Genomic DNA, 24,195 nt, shown 5'->3' with positions numbered 1-24,195 from the left:
AAGCACCGGAGCGATTACAGCATCAGCCCTGCCCGGCTCTCATAGGCGGAAGGTAGTAGGCGGAGGGGATCGGGGTTAAAAGCCGATTATATCGCCCTTTCAGCGGCTTATCGGAATTCCGCGACCTGCGAGCGGGGACGCTGCCCGCCGTCTTTCCTGGTCTCGCGAGGAATGGGCATCAAACCTAAGGGACGAAAATTGGCCGGCCACGTTGCGCTGAGGTGGTCGAGCGCAGCCGACCTTGAGTCAGATCAAGCCATGACCAGCCAAGGTGCTTCGCTGCCCCGATCAGCTCTCAGGAGAGACAGGGTGCACCGACGCAGCAGGTAAGGAGAACGAGGGATAAGGGCGGAAGCCGCAAGAGCCGCCGGAATCATCGGCCCTGGCGTGCTCACCGGAAAGCGCCTGAAGCGAGGCTAAGAAGAGCTGCCATGGCGTGCGCAAGGCACGCGCCGAAGTGGCCGCCTATGCCGAGTGCACCGAGAGCCAGATGATGGCGATGTTCGGCTGGACCAACCCGAAGATGCCGGCGCACTACATCGCCCAGGCCAACCGCGAGAAGCTTGGCATCAGTGGAATGGACAAGACGGTCACGTTCGACCTGGGCCAGTCATTGGATGATTTTCTACGGCCTGCCGCGGAAAACAGGACGGGAACGGCGACCGGGAACGAAGTGGTGTCATTCCCGGGTAACATCCGGAAAAAACTGTAACGATTTCAAGGGAAAATGTGGGTTTATGGTGCGCTCGGAGGGACTCGAACCCCCACGATTTTACTCACTGCCACCTCAAGGCAGCGCGTCTACCAATTCCGCCACGAGCGCGAAGGAGAAACCGGAACCAGGAAAAAAGCGGGACCGGATCAGTGGCGCCCGTGTATCAAATCGATCTCGGAGGGACAAGGCCCGCCCTGCCCTAAAATACCGGATTGTGGATGGTTTTCGCGTCGCCGGAGGGCGCTATCGGGATGTCGGCGTCGGCGAGCGCGGCAGCATGTGCTTGACCTCGACCGCGATGCGGTTGCGGTCGACCAGCACCACCCCGTCGGCGATCGGCAGATTGTTGGCCAGCACCTTGACGTCGTCGGCCTCGGTGGCGTCCAGCTCGATGATGGCCCCGCGGGACAGGCGCAGAACCTGATGGATGGGCATAGAACAGGTGCCGAGCACGACCATCAGGTCGACTGTCACTTTATCGAGGGTTGACACTGCAGGACCACCAAAGTCACTGGATTCCGTTACCCGAGACATCACCATGTTGTGGTTAGCCAATGGTTAACAGCCGCGAAACCCTCGACCTGACCACCTTCGCCGGCCCGCCCGGCAACGCGGTCGCGTGGCGCATTTCCGATTCGCTGGTCGACTATGAAGCGGCGACTGCCTTCATGGAGGCCCGCGCGGCCGCGATCGCCGCGGGCGAAGCCGCCGAGATGGTCTGGCTGCTCGAGCACCCGCCCGTCTACACCTCCGGCACCTCCGGCAGGCCTGAGGATCTGCGCGACCCGCGCTTTCCGTTCTTGTCGACCGGCCGCGGCGGCCAGGTGACCTATCACGGCCCCGGCCAGCGCGTGGCCTATGTCATGCTCGACCTGAAACGGCGCCGGCCGGATGTGCGCGCCTATGTCGCGGCGCTGGAGGAGACGATCATCCGCACGCTCGACGCCTTCAACGTGCGTGGCGAGCGGCGCGAGGATCGCGTCGGCGTCTGGGTCAGGCGGCCCGACAAGGGCGCCGGCTTCGAGGACAAGATCGCCGCGATCGGCGTCCGGCTGAAGCGCTGGGTGACCTTCCACGGCATCGCCATCAATGTCGAGCCAGACCTGTCGCACTTCGAGGCGATCGTGCCCTGCGGCGTCACCGACCCGCGCTACGGCGTCACCAGCCTCGTCGATCTCGGCCTGCCCGTGACCATGGCCGATGTCGACGTCGCGCTCCGGCAGGCGTTCGAAAGGGTGTTCGGCGCCACCGTGGCGGCGCTGCCGGAGCGCGCATGAGCTCAGGCGGCGCTCCGCTGCGGTGATGCCCCGAGCTGCGCGGCGACGTAGCGGCGCTCCTGGCTCAATCCGTAGGCATCCGCCTTGACCTCGTCGACATGCAGATAGGTCTCGTTGTGCAGCGGGCCGATCAGCTCGGCCATGCGCGCGAACACCGCCGCGAGATAGGCGGCCTTCTCGTCCTTGGTGTTGGTGCCGTCGCTGACATGGACGTCGATCCAATAGCTGGCGAGCCCCTGCTCGGCGAGCGAGGCGCCGCCGGCGAACCAGTTCGCCGCATCGGCTTCCGAGACGATGACGGCGGTGACCTTCGGATCCTTGCGCAGAATGCGCGCGGTGAGATCGGTGATGGTGTCGGCGATTTCCTTCTTCAGCGACGGCGAGCGGCGCTGGCTGGCGTAGGTGATGGCGATGAGCGGCATGATGGAGTCTTCCGGTTGAATGGCGGCGGCGCCGCCGGTGATCCAGAACCTAGCGCTTTCCCCATCATTTCTGTATGCTATCGCCACAGATATCAGTGATAAGATTCTGTAATGAAGCAGACCCTCGACATTTCCGCGGTCCGTGCCTTCCTTCTGGTCTCCGAGCTGCAGAGCTTCACGCGGTCAGCCGCGGTGCTGGGCACGACGCAGGCCGCCGTCAGCCTGAAGCTGCAGCGGCTGGAAGCCGCGTTCGGAAAGCGCCTCCTGGAGCGCTCGCCGCGGGCGGTCCGCCTGACGGCGGATGGCGCGGCTTTCCTGGAGAATGCCCGTGCGCTCGTAGCCGCGCATGATCACGCGCTCGCCGGAACGACCCGCATCCGCGCGCGGCTGTCGCTGGGGATCAGCGACCATGCCGCCGGCCCCGAGCTGGTGCCGATGCTGCAACAGCTCCAGGCCATCACGTCGGATCTCGTGCTGTCGGTCGGCATCGGGTTCTCGCGCGACCTGCTCGACCTCTATGATGCGGGCCAGCTCGATGCCGTCATCGTGCGGCAGGAGGCTTCCCGTCGCGGCGGCGAGACCTTGACTGAGGACGCATTCGGCTGGTTCGCGAGCCCGCGCTTTCGCGCGCCTGCAGGCGGGCCGCTGCCGCTCGCGACATTGGCGGCGCCTTGCGGCGTGCGCGCGATCGCGGTCCGCGCCCTCGACAAGGCCAAGTCGCCCTTCCTCGAGGCCTTCGTCGGCGGCGGCGTCGCGGCAGTCGTTGCCGCCGCGCAGGCCGGCCTCGCGATCGCGCCGCTAGCCCGGCGAATCGCGCCAAGCGGGCTCGTCGATGTCGGGCCGAGCCTCGGCCTGCCGAAGCTCGGACGATCGAAGGTCATCCTTCATGCCAAGGTCGGTGACGCTGCCAAGCGCGCAGCGTTGCGCACATTGGCCGCAGCATTCCGAGGCGCATTGGCGCCGAAGTAATTGACGGCGACGGAACCTCATGTAGCATATGTTAACGACCAGAGCTCAGGAGCATCGGCTTGAACCGTCTCTTGACCGCAGCCGACATCGTCGGCGCTTCACCCAAGCCGGGCCCCACGACGGGCTCGATCGGCCTCGAGCCGTTGCACCGCTATGCTCTGATCCGAACCTCCAACGCCGAAGTCCTGCGCGACCTCGCGAGCCGCCGGCTCGGCGCCGAGCGCATCGACTTTCGCCATGCCGAACGCTTCGAGGCGATCGTCAACCTGATCGAGCTGGAGACGATCGGCCTCGCTTTCGGCACCACGACCTGCGACATGGTCTCCGACCACCGGGCGGCGGATTACATGAGGGTGCAGATCGCCATGAAGGGACGCGCGGTCAGTTGCGCCCGTGGCGAGGCGACCGATGTCAGCGAGCAGCAGTTCGCCGTGGCGCCGGCTGGAGTCCCCTGGCAGATGGCCTGCCAGGGTGGTCATCGGCGGCTCACGCTGCGGCTCGATCCGCAGGTGCTGCGGCAGCGGCTGACGGCGCTGGTCGGCGTGCAGCCACGCGCCGATTACGCGATCGATCCCGCCGTTCCGGCCGCCGATCCCCAGGCCCGCAGCCTGCTGCGGCTGCTCGATTTCCTGACGACCCAACTCAACGAGCAGGATGCCGCCTTTCCGGCTGCGGTCTACCGCGAGCTCGAGGATGCGGTCCACGTCGCCTTCCTCTGCGCCAGCCGGCATCGCTTGCGCGACATGCTCCTCGATCCCGCGCCGATGCCGGATTTCGGCCTGGTCAAGCGGCTCGAGGACTATATCGAGGCCAATTGGCGCGAGCCGATCACGATCGAGCGCCTCGCACGCGAGGCCGGCGTCAGCGTGCGCTCGATCTTCCGCGTCTTCGAGCGCGTGCGCGGCTATTCGCCGATGGCGTTTGCCAAATCCGTGCGCCTGCGCCGCGCCCACGAGATGCTGCGCTCCGGCGATCCGGCCGTCACCGTGGCGGCGGCGGCCGCCGCCTGCAACTTCGCCAATGCCGGACACTTCGCCCGCTACTACCGCGCCACGTTCGGTGAGCTGCCGTCGGTGACGATGGCGCGGGCCGAGAGATCGTAGGGCGCATTGAACGACTGCTCAGAGGATCTCTTCCAGCGCGCTGCGCAGGCTCTGATGCCGGAACACGAAGCCGCTCGACAGCGCCTTGTTCGGCACCACGCGCTGGCCGCCGAGTAGAAGCTCCTCGGCGAAGTCGCCGCCGATCCGGCGCAGCAGGCCCGCGGGAACGCGCAGCAGCGCCGGACGGCGCAGGCAGCGCGCGAGCTCGGCGGCGAAGGCGAGATTGCGCACCGGCAGCGGCGCCGTCGCATTGACCGGCCCGGTGATGGCGTCGGTCGCGATCACATGCGCGATCAGCCGGACGAGATCGTCGCACTCGATCCACGACATCCATTGCAGGCCGGAGCCGAACGGGCCACCCAGGCCGAACTCGAACGGCGTCAGCATGCGCGACAGGAAGCCGCCGTCGCGGCCGACCACGAGGCCGATGCGCAGCAGCGCGACGCGCACACCATGGGCCTCGGCACGACGCGCCGCCTGCTCCCACGCCTCGCAGAGGTCATGGCTGAAGCAGGCATGCGACTTAGCCGATTCGGTCAGCGGCTGGTCCTGCCACAGGCCGTACCAGCCGATCGCCGAGCCGTTGACCAACACCTTCGGCTTGCGGTCGAGCCGCGCAATCAGCGATAGGACGGCCTCTGTCGTGGCCAGCCGGGATTGCAGGATCGTCGCGCGCTTGGCCGCAGTCCACGGCGCGTTGCCGATCGGCTCGCCCGCGAGATTGACGATCGCGTCGATGCGGGTGTCGGAGGCGAGCTGATCCAGACTCGTGATCATGGTCAGCGGCGCCGGCAACATGGCCGCCTTGGCCGGGTCGCGCACCAGGGCAACGACGTGATGGCCGGCCGCGGTGAGACCAGCCGCCAGCCGCGCGCCAATGAAGCCGGTCGCACCGGTGATGAGAATGGTCTGCGCCGGCGGCAGCGCCCCGACCAGTGCGGCAGCATCCGGCTGCGACATCCGCGCAAGGCGCCGTGCCGCGGCGAAGTCGCGCAGGCCGCACAGCGCAGCCCCGACCGCGGCGGCAGCAGCAATCCAGCTCAGCACGCCGGCATAGGCCGGCACGATCGCGGAAGGCCGCGTCGCCCAGTCGATCAGCAGCGGCACCAGCAGCATCAGGATGGCGCCGTAATTGATGGCGAGCAGCGTGTGATTGATGCGTTCGCTCGGCGGCAGCTTGCGCGTCAGATCCTCCTCGACGAAATCGGTCAAGGTGATGCCGATCTCGGCTACGAGCACGGCGAGCACAAGGATCGCGAACAGTCCATGCACCTCGCACCAGCCGAGCACGACGAACAGCAGCGCATAGAGCACGTTGCGGACACCGTGCAGCTTGAGCTCGCCCCGCTGTGACGGACGCCAGGCCAGGCGCTCGGTGAACTCATGGTGATAGAAGGTGTCGAACACGCCCATCACGATCTGAAGCGCAATCAGGGACCAGAGCAACGGCGTCATGGTGTGGACTCCCGGAATATTGCGCTCTGACGGATGATGCGCCCGAAGCGCGGATGGACGATCTCGAGCGAGAAGCGAAAAGCGCCGCTGCCGAGATCGGAATGGGTGACGGTGAGATCGCCGGGCGTGAGCCATTCCGGCAGCGCCCAGCGTCGTCCGGCGAAGTCGAACGTGTAGCCGGCGCTATGGAAATGAAGCGCGCCATCGGCGACGCCGACGCGCAGGCTCATGCTGAGGCCCCAGCCGAGATATTCCTCGAGCCCCGTGGGACCGGCGAAGCGCTTGGCGGAATGGATCACCTGCGGGAAGCCATGCGGTCGTCCGCAGATGCGCGTCCAGATCTGGCCGCCGCTCGCTGCGTCCTCCGTCACTGCGACGATCATCGGCACGCCGATGTCGGCGCGCGTCGGCAGCGGGCCGCCGATCAACCGCGCCAGATGCGAGAACCAGAAGCCGGCGCGGCTGGTCTCGGCCTGATCGACCTCGCCGACATAGACGACGGTGGCGCCATCGGCGAGGCGCTTGGAGAAGCGGCGCCAGATCGACACCGGCAGTCGCCCCCAGTCCTCGGCGGACAGCAGCGCACGAAACCTGTGATCATCATGAAGCCGGGCGTTGGAGGGCGTCGAAAGTCCGAGATGTCGCATGGTCACCATGACGCCCTCCACTCATCTACGCGCTGCCGGATCTGGACTTTCCCGACGGCAGCAGATTTGCGATCTTCTCGCCGAGCTTGATCAGCGCGACGAGACGTGGCCGCGGCACCTTCAGCATCTGCACGTACCAGCGGTCGACCAGCTCGGTGAAGGCCAGCATGTCTTTCAGACGCTTGGCTGCGACCACGCTGATTGCGGGATCGCCGGTCGCCTCCGCAACGCAGGCGCGCAGCGCCGCGATCGCCGGATCGATCTCGCGTTCCTTGCGGCCGGCCGCGATCCGCTGCGCCACCTCCCAGATGTCGGTCTCGGCCTCGAAATGATCGCGGCGGTCGCCGAGGATCGGCACGCGCCGGATCAGGTCCCAGGCGAGCAGCTCCTTCAGCGAGTTCGAGACGTTGGAGCGCGCCATGCCGAGCGTGTCGGCGATGTCCTCCGCCGTCATCGGCTTCTCCGCGAGATACAGCAGCCCGTGGATCTGGCTCACCGAGCGGTTGACACCCCACTGATCGCCCATGTCGCCCCAATTGAGGATGAAGCGCTCGACGGCGGGAGGAAGCTTCCTGGTGCCTTTTATTTCTGTCATGACAGAAATATCAGACCGCCGAGAGCGAATGTCAAGAGCCCCGTATTTGAACCGGGCGGGCGGCCCGCAAGACGGATGTTGACGGCGCACATCTTGCGCGCGGCGAGACCGCCTGATCCCCGCCTGCCCCACCTGCAACAGGAGCAAGCCATGACGGCATCCGACAAGGCCTTCACCGGATCGATCCCGCAGATCTACGATCAGCTGTTGGTCCCCTTGATCTTCGTGCCGTATGCGCAGGACCTTGCGCGGCGCATCACGGCTCACCAGCCACGCGACGTGCTGGAGACGGCGGCGGGCACCGGCGTGGTCACGCGAGCCCTGCATGCGCAGCTGCCGCCGGAGGTCCGGATCACCGCCACCGACCTCAACGAGCCGATGCTCGCACAGGCGAAGAGGCATCTGGCTGCTGAGAGCCGCATCGCATTTCAGCAGGCCGATGCACTGGCCCTGCCCTTTGCCGATGCGAGCTTCGATGCCGTCGCATGTCAGTTCGGCGCGATGTTCTTTCCCGATCGCGTCAAGGGTTATGCGGAGGCCCGCCGTGTGCTGAGGCCTGGAGGACGTTTCGTCTTCAACGTCTGGGACCGGATCGAGGAGAACGACTTCCCTCACGTGGTGCACGAGACGCTGCAGCAGGTCTTCCCCGAAAGCCCGCCGCAGTTCTTCACCCGGACTCCGCACGGCTATTACGATTCCGGACGGATCGAGGCCGATCTGATCGCAGCGGGCTTCACGGATATCGCGATCGAGACGGTCACGCATCGCAGCCGCGCGGCGTCGCCGCAGGACCCGGCCACGGCATTCTGCCAGGGCACGCCGATGCGCGGCGAGATCGAAGCGCGCGGCACGCCCGGCCTCGCGGCCGTGACCCAGGCGGCTGCGGACGCGCTGGCGCGCCGGTTCGGCGGTGGACCGATCGAGGGCCGGATCCAGGCGCTGGTGATCTCGGCGAGGTGACCGGCGGTCTCGCGTCGTATCGCTACAGCGTCGGCAACACGGAGAACGTCCCGCCCGGCTGGCGCGGCTTGAGCTGATCTGATGTCGCGGGGTTTGCCGTCACGGCATCGACGCGCGCCGACGGCGGTCCCATGCGGCAGGCCGCCACCATGGCGGCGACATCGTCCGAAGGACCTTCGAACAGCGCTTCGACGCTGCCGTCGCTGCGGTTGCGCACCCAGCCGTCGAGGCCGTTGAGGATGGCCTGGTCCTCGACCCAGGCGCGATAGCCGACGCCCTGGACGCGGCCGCGGACCGTGACGTGGACGATGGCGCGATCGGTCATGATCCGAGCCCCAGAAACGCGCGCAGGCGTGTCTTCACATCGCTATCACGCATCACGCGCGCGGTCAGCTCGGCCGACGGCAGACCCTTGAGCTGCTTCGGCGAGGCGCCGTCGCGCAGCGCCTTCAGCGTCTCATAGACGGCCTGCGTCGCTGCGGCGATCGGTGCGTGGCCCTGCAGCGCGACGCGGACGCGGCGCGACGCGAGATAAACGAGATCCGACATCTCCTCGGGCGCGCCACCAAGCACGATCGGCAATGTCGTCGCGGCAGCAATCGAATCGAGTTGATCGCGCGATGTGATGCCGGTGAAGAACAGCCCGTCGACGCCGCAGGCCTCATACGCCCTCGCCCGCGCAATCGCATCATCGAGCGAGGTGATCGAGAGGGCACCCGTCCGTCCCAGGATGACCAGCGCGGGATCGCCCCGGCCGTCGAGCGCGGCCTTCACCTTGCCGACACCTTCAGCAAGCGAGATCAGCTGCGGCTTCGATTCGCCGAAGGCCTGCGGCAGCAGCGTATCCTCGATGGTGAGACCGGCGGCGCCGGCCGCTTCCAACTCCTGCACCGTGCGGCGCACGTTCATCGCGTTGCCGTAGCCGTGATCTGCATCGACCAGCACCGGCAACGCTGCCGCACGCGACATCCGCCGCATCTGCTCGGCCAACTCGGTCAAGGTGATCAGCGCGATGTCGGGATCGCCGAGCACGGCAAGCGAGGCAGCCGAGCCGCCGAACATGCCGAGCGGAAAGCCAAGATCCTCGGCGATCCGGATCGAGATCGCGTCGTACACCGAGCCCGGGTGGATGCAGCGATCTCCGGCGAGGATAGTGCGGAGCGCTTCTCGGCGAGTACGGAACGTCATCACGCGCTACCTCTCTCCGTCATTGCGAGGAGCGAAGCGACGAACAATCCAGAGTCTCCTGCCGAGCCCTGGATTGCTTCGCTGCGCTCGCAATGACGGCGGTTAGACTTACTACGCGAACTCCAGAATCAGCGCGTCCACCGCGAGCGTCGCCCCAGCAGCCGCGTGGACCTTCTTCACGGTGCCGTCCTGCTCGGCGCGGAGCACGTTCTGCATCTTCATGGCTTCGACCACGGCAAGCGTCTCGCCGGCCTTGACCTCCTGCCCTTCGGTCACGGCGATCGAGACCACGAGGCCGGGCATCGGGCACAACAGCTTCTTGCCGCTGTCGCCGGCGGTGACCACCGGCATCAGCCGCGCCGCGGTCGCCTCGGCTTCTGTGTAGACATAGACCGGCGCCTCGACGCCCTGATGCGCGAGCCGCACACCATTCGGAATGAGGCGCGTCTGTACCGCAAGGGCAGCGCCGTCGATGGTGCCGTGCCAGACCGCATCGCCCGGCTTCCACTCCGACACCAGCTGATGCGCCGCACCGACCTTGCCGTCGGCGCCGACGAAGCGGACCGTGATCGCGCCGTTCTCCCTGATGATGTCGAGCAGGATCTCGTCGCGGCCAAGCCACACCGCACGGCGGCCCTGCCGCGTCACGGGCCGGCCGATCATCTGCTGCGAGATCTGCCGCTTGCGCTCACCGAGCACGTGATCGATCGCGGCGCCCACCGCCGCGAGCCGGCGCGCGATCTCGCCTTCAGGCGCACGCGCGGCAAAGCCCTTGGGAAATTCCTCGGCGATGAAGCCGGTCGACAGCCTACCCTCGCGCCAGCGCGGATGGTTCATCAGCGCCGACAGGAACGGGATGTTGTGGCGGATGCCGTCGACATAGAACGCGTCGAGTGCGGTCGACTGCGCCTCGATCGCAGCCGCCCGCGACGGCGCATGGGTGACGAGCTTGGCGATCATCGGATCGTAGTAGATCGAGATCTCGCCGCCCTCCTGCACGCCGGTGTCGTTGCGAACCGTGATGCCGTCAGTCTTGCTCTCGGCCGGCGGGCGATACTTCACGAGGCGTCCGATCGACGGCAGGAAGCTGCGGAACGGATCCTCGGCATAGACGCGCGACTCGACCGCCCAGCCGGTCAGGCTGACGTCCTTCTGCGCCAGCGCGAGCTTCTCGCCGGCGGCGACGCGGATCATCTGCTCGACGAGATCGATGCCGGTGACGAGCTCGGTCACGGGATGCTCGACCTGCAGGCGCGTGTTCATCTCCAGGAAATAGAAGCTCTTGTCCTGGCCGGCGACGAACTCGACCGTGCCGGCGGAGTCGTAGTTCACGGCCTTGGCGAGCGCGACCGCCTGCTCGCCCATCTTGCGCCGCGTCTCCTCGTCGAGCAGCGGCGACGGCGCCTCCTCGATGACCTTCTGGTTGCGGCGCTGGATCGAGCACTCGCGCTCGCCGAGATAGATCACGTTGCCATGCTTGTCGCCGAGCACCTGGATCTCGATGTGGCGGGGATCGACGATGAACTTCTCGATGAAGACGCGGTCGTCGCCGAACGAGGCCTTGGCTTCGGCCTTGGCCAGATTGAAGCCCTCGGCCACTTCGGCGGTCGAATGCGCGATGCGCATGCCCTTGCCGCCGCCGCCGGCGGAGGCCTTGATCATCACGGGATAGCCGATCTCGTCGGCGATGCGCACCGCGTGCTTGGCGTCCTCGATGACGCCGAGGAAGCCGGGCACGGTGGAGACATTGGCCTTGGCGGCCGCCTTCTTCGATTCGATCTTGTCGCCCATCGCGGCGATCGCGCCGGGATTGGGACCGATGAAGACCACGCCCGCCTCGGCCAGCGCCCGCGGAAACGCCTCGCGCTCGGACAGGAAGCCGTAGCCCGGATGCACCGCCTCGGCGCCGGTCTTGCGGCAGGCCTCGACGATACGGTCGATCAGGAGGTAGCTCTCGGCGGCGGCAGGCGGCCCGATCAGCACGGCATCGTCGGCCATCTCGACATGCAGCGCATCACGATCGGCTTCCGAATAGACCGCAACGGTCCTGATTCCCATGCGGCGGGCGGTCTTGATGACCCGGCAGGCGATCTCGCCGCGGTTCGCGATCAGAATGGTCTTGAACATGTTTTTTCTTGATACCTTTGGGCGGGCTCCCCGCTGGCGGCGCAGGCGCAAAGGCCGCAAGCTTGACCGGTTCGTCTATAGCAAAATCGGCCGCGCGCAACCCGAACTGTCGGCGCGATCCCTGCGCATCTCGCAGGCATGCCAAAGACCAGCTCTCCCGTCAGCCGGAATAGCTGTGGAAACGTCCGCGGGCATAGGCGCGCGAGACCGCCTTCATCAGCTCGGTGACCTCGGTTTCGAGATAATCGTTTGCAACAATAAGGGCGCGAATGGTCGCACGCAGATCGCCGCCGCAGGCGGCAATGGCTTCGTCCATGGCGGCGTCCAACGCGCAGTCCGCGGCTTGAGCACCGGACTTCGCACCGGATTTGGCTTGCGGCTCAGACGGCATGGCGTGATGGCAGTCCTTCGCTCCGGTCACACCGCCATGTTCACTTTATGTTCTCTCGAGTCAAGGCGGATCACGCCGCCCCGACCTCTTCCTGCTGGGGCTCGGCCTGCGGCTTTTCGGGCGCCAGAGTTGCGGATTTTTGCTGCCCGCCCTGCCGGACCAGCTGGTGGATGAAGCCGAGCTTGCCGATAACCGGCGGGGTCAGGATGAACGGATATAGCGCGCGGGCGCCCATCGCCCGGGCCACGCTGTTCATCGCGAAGGTGAACGGCAGCCAGGCGTTGACGATGGCGTCGAAATCCTCCGCCACATAGGGATCGAAGGTGACGCGCGCCGTGAGTCCCCCGATCTGATCGGCCGGCGGGTCAATCTCGATGCCGAACTCGGACGCCATCTCCAGCGTGTCCACGATGTGGAGATAGTGCGCCCAGGTCTCGGCAAAATCCTCCCACGGATGTGTGGTCGCGTAGGCCGAGACGTAGTTGTCCTGCCAGTTCGCAGGGGCACCCTGATCGTAATGTCGCTTCAGCGCCTCGCCGTAATCCTGCGAGTCGTCGCCGAACACGGCGCGGCATTGATCGAGCTTGCCGGCATCGCGGACCAGCACGTCCCAGAAATAATGCCCGACCTCGTGACGGAAATGGCCGAGCAGCGTCCTGTACGGCTCGTCCATCTGTAGCCGGCGCCGCTCGCGCTCGAAATCGTCGGCCTCGGCCAGCGCGATCGTGATCAGGCCGTTGTCGTGACCGGTGAGGACCTTCTGCTGGCCGGCGGGATCGTCGGCCAGGAAATTGAAGATCAGCCCATGCTCGGGATCCTCGAGCCGTGTTTTCACGGGGAGCTTCCACCGAATCAGCGAGTAGAACAGCCGGTGCTTGGCCACCTCCAACTCGCGCCAGCCGGCGAGCTGCGCAGGGTCCGACAGATTGGGAATGGTGCCGTTGTGATGGCAGGCACGACAGAAGCCTGCGGTCTCGCCGATTTCGAGCAGCCAGTTGCAGGCATCGTACTCGGCATTGGCGCAGAAGAAGCGCCCGGCCCTGCCGTCCGCGAGCGTCCGAAAGCCATCGTCCGCCGGCTCGATTGCCGAAAGGGTGTGGCGCTCCGGCATGAAGGCAAGCTGATGGCCGCAGCGTCCACAGCTGCGATTCTCGAAATACAGGATGTTCTTGCAAGCCTGGCAGACAAAGAGCTTCACGGTATTGACCTACGCGTTGCGGTGTTCAGGGCCAGACGACGCACGACAGTAACAGTCCGTTCCGAGCGCGCGGAACTTTTTATCTGCCCCGACGTTCTCGTCATGCTGGCGTCTGCCCGCCTCAATCTCTGGCCAGTTTGCTTTCCTTGAACCTTTTGCTTTCCCTTGAGCCCAATGTCGCCACGCTTCCGAACACCCGCGGTGGAATTCTCGGGTGACCGCTCGTCCACCCAATGCAGGTCAGCATGAACAGCGCGGATGCGCCCAGAGATGAAGTCGTCCCGGAGGCCGCCGCGGCCGAATTGCGCCAGCACATCGAGGAGATCGCGCGCGATCGCGATCAGGCCTACCGGGCGCTGCAGGAGCGCGAAGCAGAACTGGCGCGCATCCAGCGTATTGCCCGCGTCGGCGGCGTCGAGGTCGACCTGCGCGAAGGTTATCGCAACCGCCGTTCGCCCGAATACCTGATCATTCACGGCTTGCCGCCCGAGGCGGTCCACGAGACGCACGAAGACTGGGTCAATCGCGTTCATCCCGACGATCGCGCCAAGGCCGAGCAGGATTTCATCGCCGCGGTCAAGAGCCAGCAAGAGGACTACACGACAGAATACCGCATCATCAGGCCCAGCGACGGCGAGATCCGCTGGATCCGCGTCATCGCCCGCATCGAGCGCGACTGGAACGGCCGCGCGATCCGCCTGGTCGGCGCGCATATCGACGTCACCGACCAGATGCTCGCGCAGGCGAAGCTGCGCGAAAGCGAGGAGCGCTTCCGCCTGATCGCCGACAGCGCGCCGGTGCCGATCTGGGTCACCAAACTCGACCGCACCCGCTCCTTCATCAATCGTGCCTATGTCGATTTCCTCGGCGTGCCTCATGACGAGGCGCTCGCCTTCGACTGGCGCAAGGCGCTGCATCCCGAGGACCTGCCGCGCATCCTCGAGCAGCAGCAATCGGGAGAATGTTCGCTGAAGCCGTTCTTCCTCGAAGCGCGCTATCGCCGCGCCGACGGGCAATGGCGCTGGCTGCGCTCGGAATCGCAGCCACGCTGGGATGCGAACGGCCGACACAGCGGGTTCATCGGCGTGGCCCACGACGTCACGGCGGCCAAGCAGGCCGAGATCGAGCTGCGCCGGATCAATGAGACGCTGGAAGAGCGGATCAGGGAGCGCACCGCCCAGCTCGAGGCCAACGAAGCGCGCATGCGCGCGATCTTCGACACCAGCAATCAGTATCAGGCCATTCTCGACATCGAGGGCCGCGTGACGCATGCCAATCGCATCGCGGTCGCCGGCATGCGCGCCGGCGAGATCGACGTCATCGGCCAGCCGCTCTGGGATGCGCCGTGGTTCACCCATACGCCGGGCATCACCGAGATGCTGCGCAAGGCGTTCGCCCACGTGCTCGAAGGCGACAGCTTTCGCAACGAGATGCGGCTCGATTTCGCCAGCGGCGAGCGCCATTTCGAACTCTCGATGCGGCCTCTGTTCGACCAGCACGATGTGGTCACGGGGGCGGTCGCCGAGGCCGTCGACGTCACCGAGCGGATCCAGGGCGAGGAGCTGTTGCGGCAGTCGCAGAAAATGGAAGCGGTGGGCCAGCTCACCGGCGGCGTCGCCCACGACTTCAACAATCTGCTCACGATCATCCGCTCCGCCACCGACTTCCTGCGCCGCCGCGACCTGCCCGAAGAGCGGCGCCGGCGCTACGTCGATGCGATCTCCGAGACAGTCGAGCGGGCCTCGAAGCTGACGGCACAACTATTGGCGTTCGCGCGGCGGCAACCGCTGACGCCGCAGGTGTTCAACGTCTGCGAGCAGGTCGATAGCGTCGTGCAGCTGATCCGTCCGCTGGTCGGCAGCCGCATCCAGATCGAGCTCGCGGTCACCGATGCCAGACTGTTCACGCTTGCCGACGTCGCGCAATTCCAGACCGCGCTGATCAACCTTGCCGTCAATGCGCGCGACGCGATGAACGGCGAAGGACGGCTGACGATCAGCGTCCGCAGCACCGAGGCGATCCCGCCGTTGCGCGGCCAGAGCGTGCGGCCCGGCGCCTTCATCGCGATCTCAGTCGCCGATACCGGCGGCGGCATCGCCCCTCAGAATCTCAACGCGATCTTCGAGCCGTTCTTCACGACCAAGGAGGTCGGCAAAGGCACCGGTCTCGGCCTGAGCCAGGCGTTCGGCTTCGCCAAGCAATCCGAAGGCGACATCGCCGTCGACAGCCGGCTCGGCCATGGCGCGAGCTTCACGATCTATCTGCCGCAGGTGCCGGCGCCGCAATCCAGCGCGGACGCAGGCCTGACGCGGATCGAGCCCGCCACGATCGGCCGCGGCTATCGCGTGCTGGTGGTCGAGGACAATGACGAGGTCGGTCAGTTCTCGACCGAGCTGCTCGAAGACCTCGGCTACGTCACGCGCCGCGTCGCCAACGGCGCCGATGCGCTGGCGATCCTGGCGAACGACGAGTTCGCCGTCGACCTCGTCTTCTCCGACGTCATCATGCCCGGCATCAACGGCCTGGAGCTCGCCGGCATTATCCGCGAGCGCTATCCCGGCCTGCCGGTGGTGCTGACGTCCGGCTACAGCCACGTGCTGGCGGAGAACGCCCATCACGGCTTCGAGCTGATCAAGAAGCCCTATTCGGTGGAGTCGCTGTCGCGCATCCTGCGCAAGGCGATGGCCGAGAAGGCGCCGCTGCCGCGGTGATCCCCCGGCGGCGGAACCAACATTGCTGATCAGGCGTTCTGTTCCGCGAATGAGGAGCGGTGATCCGCCCCGCGCATTGCGCTGCATCCTCGCTGACCTCTGACGACATTGCGGAACATTCGATGCGCTCCCTTCGCTCGCGGCTGTCGGCGCTCTGGCTCATGCTGGCAGTTTCCGGCGCGGCGACCGGTTATCTTCTCGTCGAGTCGTTTCAGCAGTCGGCCGATGCCCGCGTGGCCCGTGCGCAGGATCTGGTCGTGCGTGCTTGTCGCGACATCGCCGACCGCTATCAGTTCTTCGTCTCCGGCTGGAGCGGCGCGCCGGTCGACGACAAGCTCAAGCAGGACCTGCTGCCCGTGGTCCGCTCGGCGCTGTCCGGCGCGCCCGGCGTCGAGGGCGGCATCTGGCAGGCCGAGAGCGGATCGCTGGCCTATGCGTACCCGACCTACGAAGGCACCGGTCCCAAGACCGACCTCCCGGCGGCTGAGCTCAGCGTGATCCAGCAGGTCAATGGTGACGCGCAACGCAGCGGGCGGCCATCCACGGCGGCCAATGCCGGCCGGTCGCAGAGCCTGATCGTTCACGCCTGCCCGTTGCGCGGACCGCTCCAGAACGTCACGGCGTGGACGATGACGCGTGCCGCCATCGCCGAGGGACCGGCCTACACGCATCTGCTCATCGGCCTGGTCGTGCTGGCGCTGACGCTGCTCGGCTCGGCGATCTGGCTCGCCTGGATCCTGCTGTCGTGGTCACGCCGCATCGCCATGATCGAGACGGCGCTGAGCAAGCCGACAGACAAGGCCGATCTGCCGCAACTGCCGCACACCGGCGCGCGCGAGCTCGACCGCCTCGTCGATGCCGTCAACGACGCCGGCCAGCGCCTGTCGGCGGAGCGTAGCCGGGCCACGGCCGCTGAACGGCTGGCGGCGGTCGGGCGGCTGTCGGCCAACCTGGCGCACGAGATCCGCAACCCGATCGCGGCGATGCGGCTGAAGGCCGAAAACGCGCTCGCCTCCTCAGACCCTGCGCGCAAGGACAGCGCGCTCGAAGCGATCCTGCAGCAGGTGGCACGGCTCGATGCGCTGCTGCGTGACCTGCTCGCGATGACGCAGGCCAGCCAACCGAAGGCTCGTGGCGTCGACCTCGCGAGCTTCCTGCAGTCCACGATCGACCCGCATCGCGAGCTAGCCGCGCGTCGCGGCCTCCAGCTTCGCACCATCGTCCCCGCCTCCCCGCACGCCTCCTGCTTCGATCCGGCCCAGTTGCAGCGCGCCCTCGACAATCTGATCCTCAACGCGATCCAGAATACGCCCGACGGCGGCGAGATCGTCGTCGCCGCCCAGATCGACGCCGGACGCCTGTTGTTTCGCGTCACGGACAGCGGCCCCGGCATCGACGAGACCATCAAGCATTGCCTGTTCGAGCCGTTCGTCACCACCCGCGCCGACGGCACCGGCCTCGGCCTTGCCATCGTGCGCGAGATCGCGCGCGCCCATGACGGCGAGGCGCAACTCGGACACACGCATACCGGCTCCAGCTTCGAGATTTCCCTGCCATGGCAACCATCCTGATCGTCGACGACGACGCCGCGCTGCGCGACGGCCTCGCAGAAACGATAACCGATCTCGGTCACGACGCGCTCACGGCTGCCTCGGGCCGCGAGGCGATCGGCATGGTGTCGGGCGCTATCGACGCCATCCTCCTCGATCTGCGCATGCCCGGGATCGACGGCATCGAGACCTTGCGCCGCCTGCGCGCCGACGGCGATGCGCCGCCCGTGATCGTGCTGACGGCGTATGCGAGCCCGGAGAACACGATCCAGGCCATGCGCCTCGGCGCCTTCGACCATCTGGTCAAGCCGATCGGACGCGACGCGCTGCGCGAGCTGATCGCGCGGTTGCCGCCGCGCCGGCACCCGCAGCAGGACCATCACAGCCCTGATGAAAGCGGGCTGATCGGCACCAGCGAGGCGATGCGCCGCGTGCAGAAGACCATCGGACTTGCCGCCGACGCCGACGCGACCGTGCTGATCCGCGGCGAGACCGGCACCGGCAAGGAGCTGGTGGCACGCGCGCTCCATGTCCATAGCCTGCGCAACACTAGTCCCTTCGTTGCCGTGAACTGCGCCGCAATTCCGCAGGATCTGCTCGAAAGCGAGCTGTTCGGCCATGTGAAGGGATCGTTCACCGGCGCGACCTCGGACCGGTCAGGCGCGTTTCGCGACGCCGGCAGCGGCACCCTCTTTCTCGACGAGATCGGCGACATGCCGCTCGCGATGCAGGCCAAGATCCTGCGCGCGCTGCAGGAGCGCGTGATCACGCCGGTGGGCGGCAAGCCTGTGAAGGTTGCGGCCCGCGTCGTCGCCGCGACGCATCGCGATCTCGCCAGGCTGGTTGCCAGCGGCGCGTTCCGCGAGGATCTCTACTACCGCCTGAACGTGATCCCGATCGAGCTGCCGTCGCTGCGCGAGCGATCCCAGGACATCCTGCCGCTGGCCAGCCATTTTCTCGCGCTGGCCTCGGAGGGCCGGCCGCGGCCACGGCTGAGCGAGGCGGCCGCCGACAAGCTGGTTCGTGCCCCGTGGCCGGGCAACGTCCGCGAGCTGCGCAACGTGATCGAACGCGCCTGCGTGCTGACCCGCGGCTCGCTGATCGATGCTGACGACATCGATATCACCGCGACGGGACCCGACAACACGGCGGAGCCCTCGACCGACCTGCCAACGGCAGTGGCAAGGCTGGAGGAACGGATGATCCGACGCGCACTCGACGCCTGCGCCGGCAACCGCTCCGAAGCCGCGCGCCGGCTCAACATCAACCGGCAGCTGCTCTACACCAAGATGCAGCGCTACGGGCTTGGTGAGGACCCCGCGTCAGGAAACCTGACACGCGCCGTCGGCAAAGACGACGCCTAGCGCGCCCCTGCTTCATGCAACCCATTGATCTATCATCATCAGGCAACTGGCACGGCCATTGCGAAACAGATCGCGTCACCACCTGCCGAAGGGAGTTCCAGGATGACGCGAAAGATGAAGCCGATCATGACCGCGCTCGTGCTCGCAACAACAGGATTGGGCGCCTACGCCGCCCACGCCCAGGCGCCACTGTCTCCGCCCGATGCGACGTGGGATTCCACGCAGCTTCCGGAGACGCGCGGGATCGTCAAGCAATACACGCTGACGCCGCGCGGCGACGTCGACGGACTGATCCTCAATGACGGCACCGAGGTGAAGCTGCCGCCGCATCTGACCGCGCAGGTCGTGTTTGCGATACGCCCAGGTGATGGCGTCTCGGTCCGTGGCTTGCGCGCCCGAGCGCTTCCGCTGGTCGACGCCACCCAGATCACCAACATCGCAACCGGCAAGAGCGTGGTCGACAACGGCCCGCCCGACGGGCCCGGCCGGCGCGGCGCCGATCAGACGGTCAGCGGCCGCATTGCGACGCTGCTGCACGGCAAGCGCGGCGAGGTCAATGGCGCGGTGCTCGACGACGGCACCTCGCTTCGCCTGCCGCCGCCCGAAGCCGAGCGCCTCGCCGACGCACTACGCCCGGGACAGACGATCTCGGTGCGCGGCGACCTGCTCGAGACTGCACTCGGCAAGCTGGTCGACGTCCGGGCGATCGGTGCCTCGCCGGACCAGATGACCGAGATCGACGGTCCGCGGCCGCCGCGTGGCCCAAAGGGCGGCCCCGACCGGCTTGGGCCTCCGCCGCCGCCGCCGCGCGGCTGACGGTCATCACTCTTATTATTCCGAACTAACGAGACACAGGAAACGAACATGCATTGGATCGATCCCGAGAGCCTGCCTGTCGTGAAAGGCACGCTCGAACGCTTCGTGCTCAATCCCCACGGCGAGGTCGATGGCTTCGTGATGCGCGCGGCCGACAAGGACGTACTCGTCCATACGCCGCCGCATATGGAGACCGACCTGACGCGTCACATCAAGCCCGGCGATGCGGTCGGCGTGCACGGCGTCAAGCCGCGCGGCGCCGAGTTGATCGCCGCCGTCGCGGTGACGGCGAACGGCCGGCAGATCCTCGACCACGGACCGGATCACGATCGCGAGCATCCCAAGCACGACCGCCACAAGATGGAGGCCGAGGGCACGGTGCGGCTGTCGTTGTTCGGCCCAAAGGGTGAACTACGCGGCGCGCTGCTGGCCGACGGCACCGTCGTGCGGATCGGTCCGAAGGAAGCCACCGATGTCGCCGACCTGCTCGCGCCGGACGCAAAGCTGGCCGTGCGCGGCGACGGCATCGAGACGCGCTTCGGCCGGGTCATCCATGCGCGCGAGGCAGGTCAGAGCCTGAAAACCCTCGCGCCGCTCAAGCGTGGCAAGCCGGGCCCGAAACACGAGCACGGTCCGAAGCACAAGCACGGCCATAAGCCGAAGCCCAAGCACGATCACGATCACGCCGACGCGTGATCGCACGCGCCCAGGACGCAACGAGGGACCGAGGTCGACCGCATGTCACAGGACGAGATCACCGGCCGCCGCGCGGGCCACGCGCTCGACGCCGCCAATTTCTTCCTGGCCGACGTGCGCGACGGCCTCGGCCCCTACCTCGCGATCTATCTGCTGACCGAGCAGAAATGGGACGAAGCCTCGATCGGCGTGGTGATGTCGCTGGCGACGATCGCAGGCATCGTCGCGCAGACCCCGGCCGGCGCCCTGGTCGACGCGACCAGGGCAAAGCGCCTGGTCATGATAACAGCTGCGATCGTCGTCACCGCGGCGTCTCTGCTGCTACCATTGATGACGAGCTTCTGGCCGGTCGCAATCTCGCAGAGCATCGCCAATGCGGCCGGCGTGATCTTTGCGCCGGCGATCGCGGCGGTGTCGCTCGGCATCGTCGGAGCCAGGGCGTTCGCCGCGCGGGTCGGCCGCAACGAGACCTTCAACCATGCCGGCAACGCGGTCGGCGCCGTGATCGCAGGCGCAGCCGCCTATGCGCTCGGCCCATCGGCGGTGTTCTACCTGATGGCGGTGACCTCGGTCGGCAGCCTCGTCAGCGTGTTCGCCATCCCCGAGCGCGCCATCGACCATGACGCCGCGCGGGGCCTGCCGCAGCAGGCAGAAAGCGGCGCATCGCAGCGGAGCGAGCACCCATCCGGCCTCGGCATTCTCCTGACGTGCCGCCCATTGCTGATCTTCGCGATCTGCGTCGCGCTGTTTCATCTGGCCAACGCAGCCATGTTGCCGCTGGTCGGCCAGAAGCTGGCGCTACAGGACAAGAATCTCGGCACCAGCCTGATGTCGGCCTGCATCGCCGCAGCCCAGCTCGTGATGGTGCCGATGGCGCTGCTGGTCGGGGCCCGTGCCGACCGCTGGGGCCACAAGCGCTTCTTCCTGGCCGCGCTGCTGATCCTGCCGTTGCGGGCGGTGCTCTATACGCTGTCGGACGACAAGGCCTGGCTGGTCGGCGTGCAGCTGCTCGACGGCGTCGGCGCCGGCATCTTCGGCGCGATCATGCCCGTCATCGTCGCCGACCTGATGCGGGGCACCGGCCGCTTCAACGTTGCCCAGGGCGCGGTCATCACGGCGCAGAGCATCGGTGCTGCGCTGTCGACCGCGCTGGCCGGCCTGGTCGTCGTCCATGGCGGCTACAGCGCCGCGTTCCTCGCGCTGGGCGCGGCGGCCGCCCTTGCCGTGATCGTATGCTGGCTGCTGCTGCCCGAGACCAGCGGGACGGAGGCCGCGCATCCGAACGCAGCGCCCTCGCCCGCTATCCCCGCCGAATGATTTCCTCTATCGATCCCTGATCATGCTCGCACACACCACCTGGCTCGCCTACGCCATCATCATCCTCGCCACCGCTGGCGTCATCATCCGGCCCTTCCGCCTGCCCGAAGCGATCTGGGCCGTCGCCGGCGCAGTGCTGCTGGTCGCGCTCGGCCTGCTGCCGACGGCCGATGCGCTGGCCGGCATCCGCAAGGGCATCGACGTCTATCTGTTCCTGATCGGCATGATGCTGATCGCCGAGCTCGCCCGCCGTGAAGGCCTGTTCGACTATCTCGCGGCCTACGCGGTCGAGCATGCCCGCGGCTCTCCGCAGCTCTTATTCCTACTGGTCTATGCGGTCGGCACGCTGGTCACCGTGCTGCTCTCCAACGACGCCACCGCGATCGTGCTGACGCCGGCGGTCTATGCCGCAACCCGCGCGGCCGGTGCTTCGCCGCTGCCCTATCTCTACGTCTGCGCCTTCATCGCCAATGCGGCGAGCTTCGTGCTGCCGATCTCCAACCCGGCCAATCTCGTCGTGTTCGGCGCGCGCATGCCGCATCTGACCGAGTGGCTGCGCCAGTTCACCCTGCCCTCGATCGCCGCGATCGCCCTCACCTTTGTGGCGCTATGGCTCACGCAGCGCCGCGCCTTGCGCGCGGAAACGCTGCGCACCGACGTCGAGAAGCCGCATCTCAGCCGCGAGGGCCGGCTCGCCGCGGTCGGGATCATTGCCATCGCCGCCGTGCTGCTGACCGCCTCTGCGCTGGACGTCCAGCTCGGCCTGCCCACCTTCGTCTGCGGCGTGGTCACGGCGGCGGCGATCCTGCTGCTCGGCCGACAATCGCCTTGGCCGGTGGTCAAGGGCGTGTCCTGGGGCGTGCTGCCGCTGGTCGGCGGCCTGTTCGTGATGGTGGAAGGTTTGAGCCGCGCCGGCGCGATCGGCCAGCTCAGCGCCTGGCTGCACCAGGGCGTCACCAGCTCACCGGCCGGCACCGCCTGGGCCGCGGGCCTGATCACGGCGGTCGCCGATAACATCGCCAACAATCTGCCGGTCGGCCTCGTCGCGGGCTCCGTCGCCGCCAGCGATCACCTGCCGCACGAGGTCATCAGGGCGATCTTGATCGGGGTCGATCTCGGCCCCAACATCTCGGTGACGGGCTCGCTCGCCACCATCCTGTGGCTGACCGCATTGCGGCGCGAAAAGGTCGAGGTCAGCGCCTGGCAATTCCTGAAACTGGGCCTCATCGTCACGCCGCCAGCGCTGCTGGCTGCGCTGGCGGCGACGATGGTGTGAAGCATTGCTGGCCGGAACGGGTCAGTGGCCGACAACGCTGCTGGAGAGCAAGTTGCGTTCGAGCATGCTCTGAGCCGTCGCCAAAATCGCCTCGTCATCAGGTCGCGGCGACCAGCCGAGCATTTGGCGGGCCTTTGCGCTGCTCGAACACCTGACCGCGCCGAGATCGGCAGCAACGAATGTGAGGGCGTGTCCGACCTCCCCTCCTGCATCTCCCAATACCCCGTGCACACTGCTGGTTTGATCAAGGCTCCGCAACGTTGTGCGGACCTGACATCCGGCTCTGATAAGATGCAGAATGATATGTCCGCCGACAAAACCGGATCCGCCGGTGACGGCGGATCTTGCGCAAGGGAGAAGGCACGATGATATCGGGCCGAGGTCGAACGCTGCGCAGGCCTGAGACTGGGTGCATCGATGGCTGACGACTCAAGAGCGGCGAACCCGCATATTCTCGCTTTCGCGAGCAACAGCGTTGGTATCGTGCAGATCAAAGGGGCGCGCGAACGCTGGATAGCGCCTGCGCTTCTGCACGATTGCTCGATGGGCATCGAGGAATCCACCTGGACGATCGCTCCCGAGACTGTGATCGGTCTGCGTCTCCGCGGCGCGACGGTCGAGGATCACAACCGCCGGATGATCCGCACCAGCGGTCCCGGCCGTGAATTCACGCTTCAGCCCAGGGGCGCGCCGACCCGGTATCTGGCGCGCGGTGGCATCAAGTTCGGACAGGTCTTCCTGCCCGACGGGTTGCTCGACAGGGCGGCAGCGGCGGAAAACGCTCCCCCGCTCGGCGACCGCCTGCGCGACGATCTGTCATTCATCCCGGACAAGACCTTGCATCGGCTGACGTTCGATTATCTCCGGCGCGCATTCGACACCATCATTCCCCCCACGTCGCTGGAGATGGAAGGCCGTGCGCTTCTGCTGGTCGATTGGCTGCTGCGATTGCACCAGGTGCCGCGCGCCGCTGCCGCGCCCCAGGTCGCCGGCGGCCTCTCGCCGCGACATTTGCGCCAGGCGTACGAGTTCATCGTCGAACATTTGTCGGAAGACATTGGTCTGGACGATCTGGCTGCATTGACGGGATTGACCGCCAAGCATTTTGCTCGCGCATTCAAGCAATCGACGGGCTTGCCGCCGCATCAATATCTGATCCTGCAACGGATCGAAGCAGCGAAGCGCCATCTGCTCGGCGGCAAGGCAGGCCTCACTGACATCGCGCTGGCCTGCGGCTTCGCTGATCAGAGCCATTTCACCGCCACCTTCCGCAGGATCGTCGGCGTCCCGCCCGGGACCTGGCGTCTCAGCAATGCGATCTGAGACGTTTCAGACGTCCTGCGACCGCACGCCAAGAAGCTGCTCCTTTTTCAACACGGCAGGCAAAACACAAAAGCCTGCACCGCAGCAACTCGCCT

General features: G+C 66.8%; 23 protein-coding genes and 1 tRNA gene. 13 read left to right on the top strand and 11 right to left on the bottom strand.

The annotated features are described in order from the left end of the window. Window positions 1-436: 436 nt before the first annotated feature. Entirely contained in the window at window positions 437-712 is a 276-nt protein-coding gene (locus S58_RS15375) for a phage integrase/recombinase (protein WP_015666255.1), read from the top strand. A gap of 26 nt (window positions 713-738) precedes the next feature. On the opposite strand, the gene S58_RS15370 is transcribed toward S58_RS15375, so the two are convergent. Both S58_RS15370 and S58_RS15365 read right to left on the bottom strand, forming a co-directional pair. Then, window positions 739-823 (bottom strand) — tRNA-Leu (locus S58_RS15370). A 135-nt stretch (window positions 824-958) separates the two neighbouring features. Continuing rightward, complete coding sequence (locus S58_RS15365) at window positions 959-1,249, bottom strand: FliM/FliN family flagellar motor switch protein (protein ID WP_377812007.1); 291 nt, start codon at window positions 1,247-1,249, stop codon at window positions 959-961. A 20-nt stretch (window positions 1,250-1,269) separates the two neighbouring features. Here S58_RS15365 and lipB point away from each other — a divergent pair, with 20 nt between their 5' ends. Beyond that, window positions 1,270-1,992 (top strand): lipoyl(octanoyl) transferase LipB, encoded by a 723-nt coding sequence (gene lipB / locus S58_RS15360; protein ID WP_015666253.1) that lies wholly within the window; start codon window positions 1,270-1,272, stop codon window positions 1,990-1,992. 2 nt (window positions 1,993-1,994) lie between these two features. Here the strand turns inward: lipB and S58_RS15355 are convergent, their stop codons facing one another. Beyond that, window positions 1,995-2,414 (bottom strand): tautomerase family protein, encoded by a 420-nt coding sequence (locus S58_RS15355; protein ID WP_015666252.1) that lies wholly within the window; start codon window positions 2,412-2,414, stop codon window positions 1,995-1,997. Window positions 2,415-2,525: 111 nt separating this feature from the next. On the opposite strand from S58_RS15355, the gene S58_RS15350 reads away from it, so the two are divergent. Continuing rightward, on the top strand, window positions 2,526-3,383 hold the full coding sequence (locus S58_RS15350; protein WP_015666251.1) for a LysR family transcriptional regulator: 858 nt from the start codon (window positions 2,526-2,528) through the stop codon (window positions 3,381-3,383). A 59-nt stretch (window positions 3,384-3,442) separates the two neighbouring features. Further along, window positions 3,443-4,486, top strand: coding sequence for an AraC-like ligand-binding domain-containing protein (locus S58_RS15345; protein WP_015666250.1), 1,044 nt, complete (start codon window positions 3,443-3,445; stop codon window positions 4,484-4,486). A gap of 18 nt (window positions 4,487-4,504) precedes the next feature. Here the strand turns inward: S58_RS15345 and S58_RS15340 are convergent, their stop codons facing one another. The 3 genes from S58_RS15340 to S58_RS15330 are packed head-to-tail and all read right to left on the bottom strand — an operon-like array spanning window position 4,505 to window position 7,183. After that, on the bottom strand, window positions 4,505-5,941 hold the full coding sequence (locus S58_RS15340; RefSeq protein WP_015666249.1) for a TIGR01777 family oxidoreductase: 1,437 nt from the start codon (window positions 5,939-5,941) through the stop codon (window positions 4,505-4,507). Beyond that, complete coding sequence (locus S58_RS15335; protein WP_015666248.1) at window positions 5,938-6,597, bottom strand: DUF4166 domain-containing protein; 660 nt, start codon at window positions 6,595-6,597, stop codon at window positions 5,938-5,940. The genes S58_RS15340 and S58_RS15335 overlap by 4 nt, the downstream gene beginning before the upstream one ends. A gap of 16 nt (window positions 6,598-6,613) precedes the next feature. Next, window positions 6,614-7,183 carry a GbsR/MarR family transcriptional regulator gene (locus S58_RS15330; RefSeq protein ID WP_015666247.1) on the bottom strand — a complete coding sequence of 190 codons (570 nt, stop codon included), beginning with the start codon at window positions 7,181-7,183 and terminating at the stop codon, window positions 6,614-6,616. A 150-nt stretch (window positions 7,184-7,333) separates the two neighbouring features. Between S58_RS15330 and S58_RS15325 the strand changes: the two genes are divergently transcribed. Continuing rightward, window positions 7,334-8,143 (top strand): class I SAM-dependent methyltransferase, encoded by an 810-nt coding sequence (locus S58_RS15325; protein ID WP_015666246.1) that lies wholly within the window; start codon window positions 7,334-7,336, stop codon window positions 8,141-8,143. A gap of 22 nt (window positions 8,144-8,165) precedes the next feature. Here the strand turns inward: S58_RS15325 and S58_RS15320 are convergent, their stop codons facing one another. The 5 genes from S58_RS15320 to S58_RS15300 form a co-directional block, all read right to left on the bottom strand. Further along, complete coding sequence (locus S58_RS15320) at window positions 8,166-8,468, bottom strand: acylphosphatase (protein ID WP_015666245.1); 303 nt, start codon at window positions 8,466-8,468, stop codon at window positions 8,166-8,168. Beyond that, window positions 8,465-9,331, bottom strand: a complete 867-nt coding sequence (locus S58_RS15315) for an isocitrate lyase/PEP mutase family protein (RefSeq protein ID WP_042339548.1) — start codon at window positions 9,329-9,331, stop codon at window positions 8,465-8,467. Before S58_RS15315 ends, S58_RS15320 begins: the two co-directional genes overlap by 4 nt. Window positions 9,332-9,442: 111 nt before the next feature. Further along, the gene (locus S58_RS15310) at window positions 9,443-11,458 is read right to left on the bottom strand and encodes an acetyl-CoA carboxylase biotin carboxylase subunit (protein ID WP_015666243.1); all 2,016 of its coding nucleotides are present in this window, start codon (window positions 11,456-11,458) and stop codon (window positions 9,443-9,445) included. A gap of 160 nt (window positions 11,459-11,618) precedes the next feature. Further along, window positions 11,619-11,849: a hypothetical protein gene (locus S58_RS15305; protein WP_042339543.1), complete on the bottom strand. Its 231-nt coding sequence runs from the start codon at window positions 11,847-11,849 to the stop codon at window positions 11,619-11,621. A 70-nt stretch (window positions 11,850-11,919) separates the two neighbouring features. Beyond that, a complete protein-coding gene (locus S58_RS15300; RefSeq protein WP_015666241.1) occupies window positions 11,920-13,047 on the bottom strand; it encodes a zinc-binding metallopeptidase family protein in 1,128 nt (375 codons plus the stop codon). A gap of 245 nt (window positions 13,048-13,292) precedes the next feature. Here S58_RS15300 and S58_RS15295 point away from each other — a divergent pair, with 245 nt between their 5' ends. The 8 genes from S58_RS15295 (at window position 13,293) to S58_RS15260 (ending at window position 24,100) form a co-directional block, all read left to right on the top strand. After that, entirely contained in the window at window positions 13,293-15,758 is a 2,466-nt protein-coding gene (locus S58_RS15295; protein WP_015666240.1) for a PAS domain-containing hybrid sensor histidine kinase/response regulator, read from the top strand. A gap of 122 nt (window positions 15,759-15,880) precedes the next feature. Next, window positions 15,881-17,329 (top strand): sensor histidine kinase, encoded by a 1,449-nt coding sequence (locus S58_RS15290; protein WP_042339537.1) that lies wholly within the window; start codon window positions 15,881-15,883, stop codon window positions 17,327-17,329. Beyond that, window positions 17,314-18,672 (top strand): sigma-54-dependent transcriptional regulator, encoded by a 1,359-nt coding sequence (locus tag S58_RS15285; protein WP_015666238.1) that lies wholly within the window; start codon window positions 17,314-17,316, stop codon window positions 18,670-18,672. The genes S58_RS15290 and S58_RS15285 overlap by 16 nt, the downstream gene beginning before the upstream one ends. Before the next feature lie 114 nt (window positions 18,673-18,786). Next, complete coding sequence (locus tag S58_RS15280; protein ID WP_015666237.1) at window positions 18,787-19,488, top strand: OB-fold nucleic acid binding domain-containing protein; 702 nt, start codon at window positions 18,787-18,789, stop codon at window positions 19,486-19,488. A gap of 48 nt (window positions 19,489-19,536) precedes the next feature. Further along, on the top strand, window positions 19,537-20,184 hold the full coding sequence (locus S58_RS15275; protein WP_015666236.1) for a hypothetical protein: 648 nt from the start codon (window positions 19,537-19,539) through the stop codon (window positions 20,182-20,184). Between the two features lie 42 nt (window positions 20,185-20,226). Next, window positions 20,227-21,501, top strand: coding sequence for an MFS transporter (locus tag S58_RS15270; RefSeq protein ID WP_015666235.1), 1,275 nt, complete (start codon window positions 20,227-20,229; stop codon window positions 21,499-21,501). Between the two features lie 22 nt (window positions 21,502-21,523). Continuing rightward, the gene (locus S58_RS15265; protein WP_015666234.1) at window positions 21,524-22,777 is read left to right on the top strand and encodes an arsenic transporter; all 1,254 of its coding nucleotides are present in this window, start codon (window positions 21,524-21,526) and stop codon (window positions 22,775-22,777) included. 417 nt (window positions 22,778-23,194) lie between these two features. Next, a complete protein-coding gene (locus S58_RS15260; protein ID WP_042339533.1) occupies window positions 23,195-24,100 on the top strand; it encodes an AraC family transcriptional regulator in 906 nt (301 codons plus the stop codon). Window positions 24,101-24,195: the final 95 nt, after the last annotated feature.

Origin of the sequence: Bradyrhizobium oligotrophicum S58 (genome assembly GCF_000344805.1) — a bacterium.
Taxonomy (GTDB): Bacteria; Pseudomonadota; Alphaproteobacteria; order Rhizobiales; family Xanthobacteraceae; genus Bradyrhizobium; species Bradyrhizobium oligotrophicum.
This window is presented reverse-complemented; position numbering and strand designations above follow the sequence as displayed.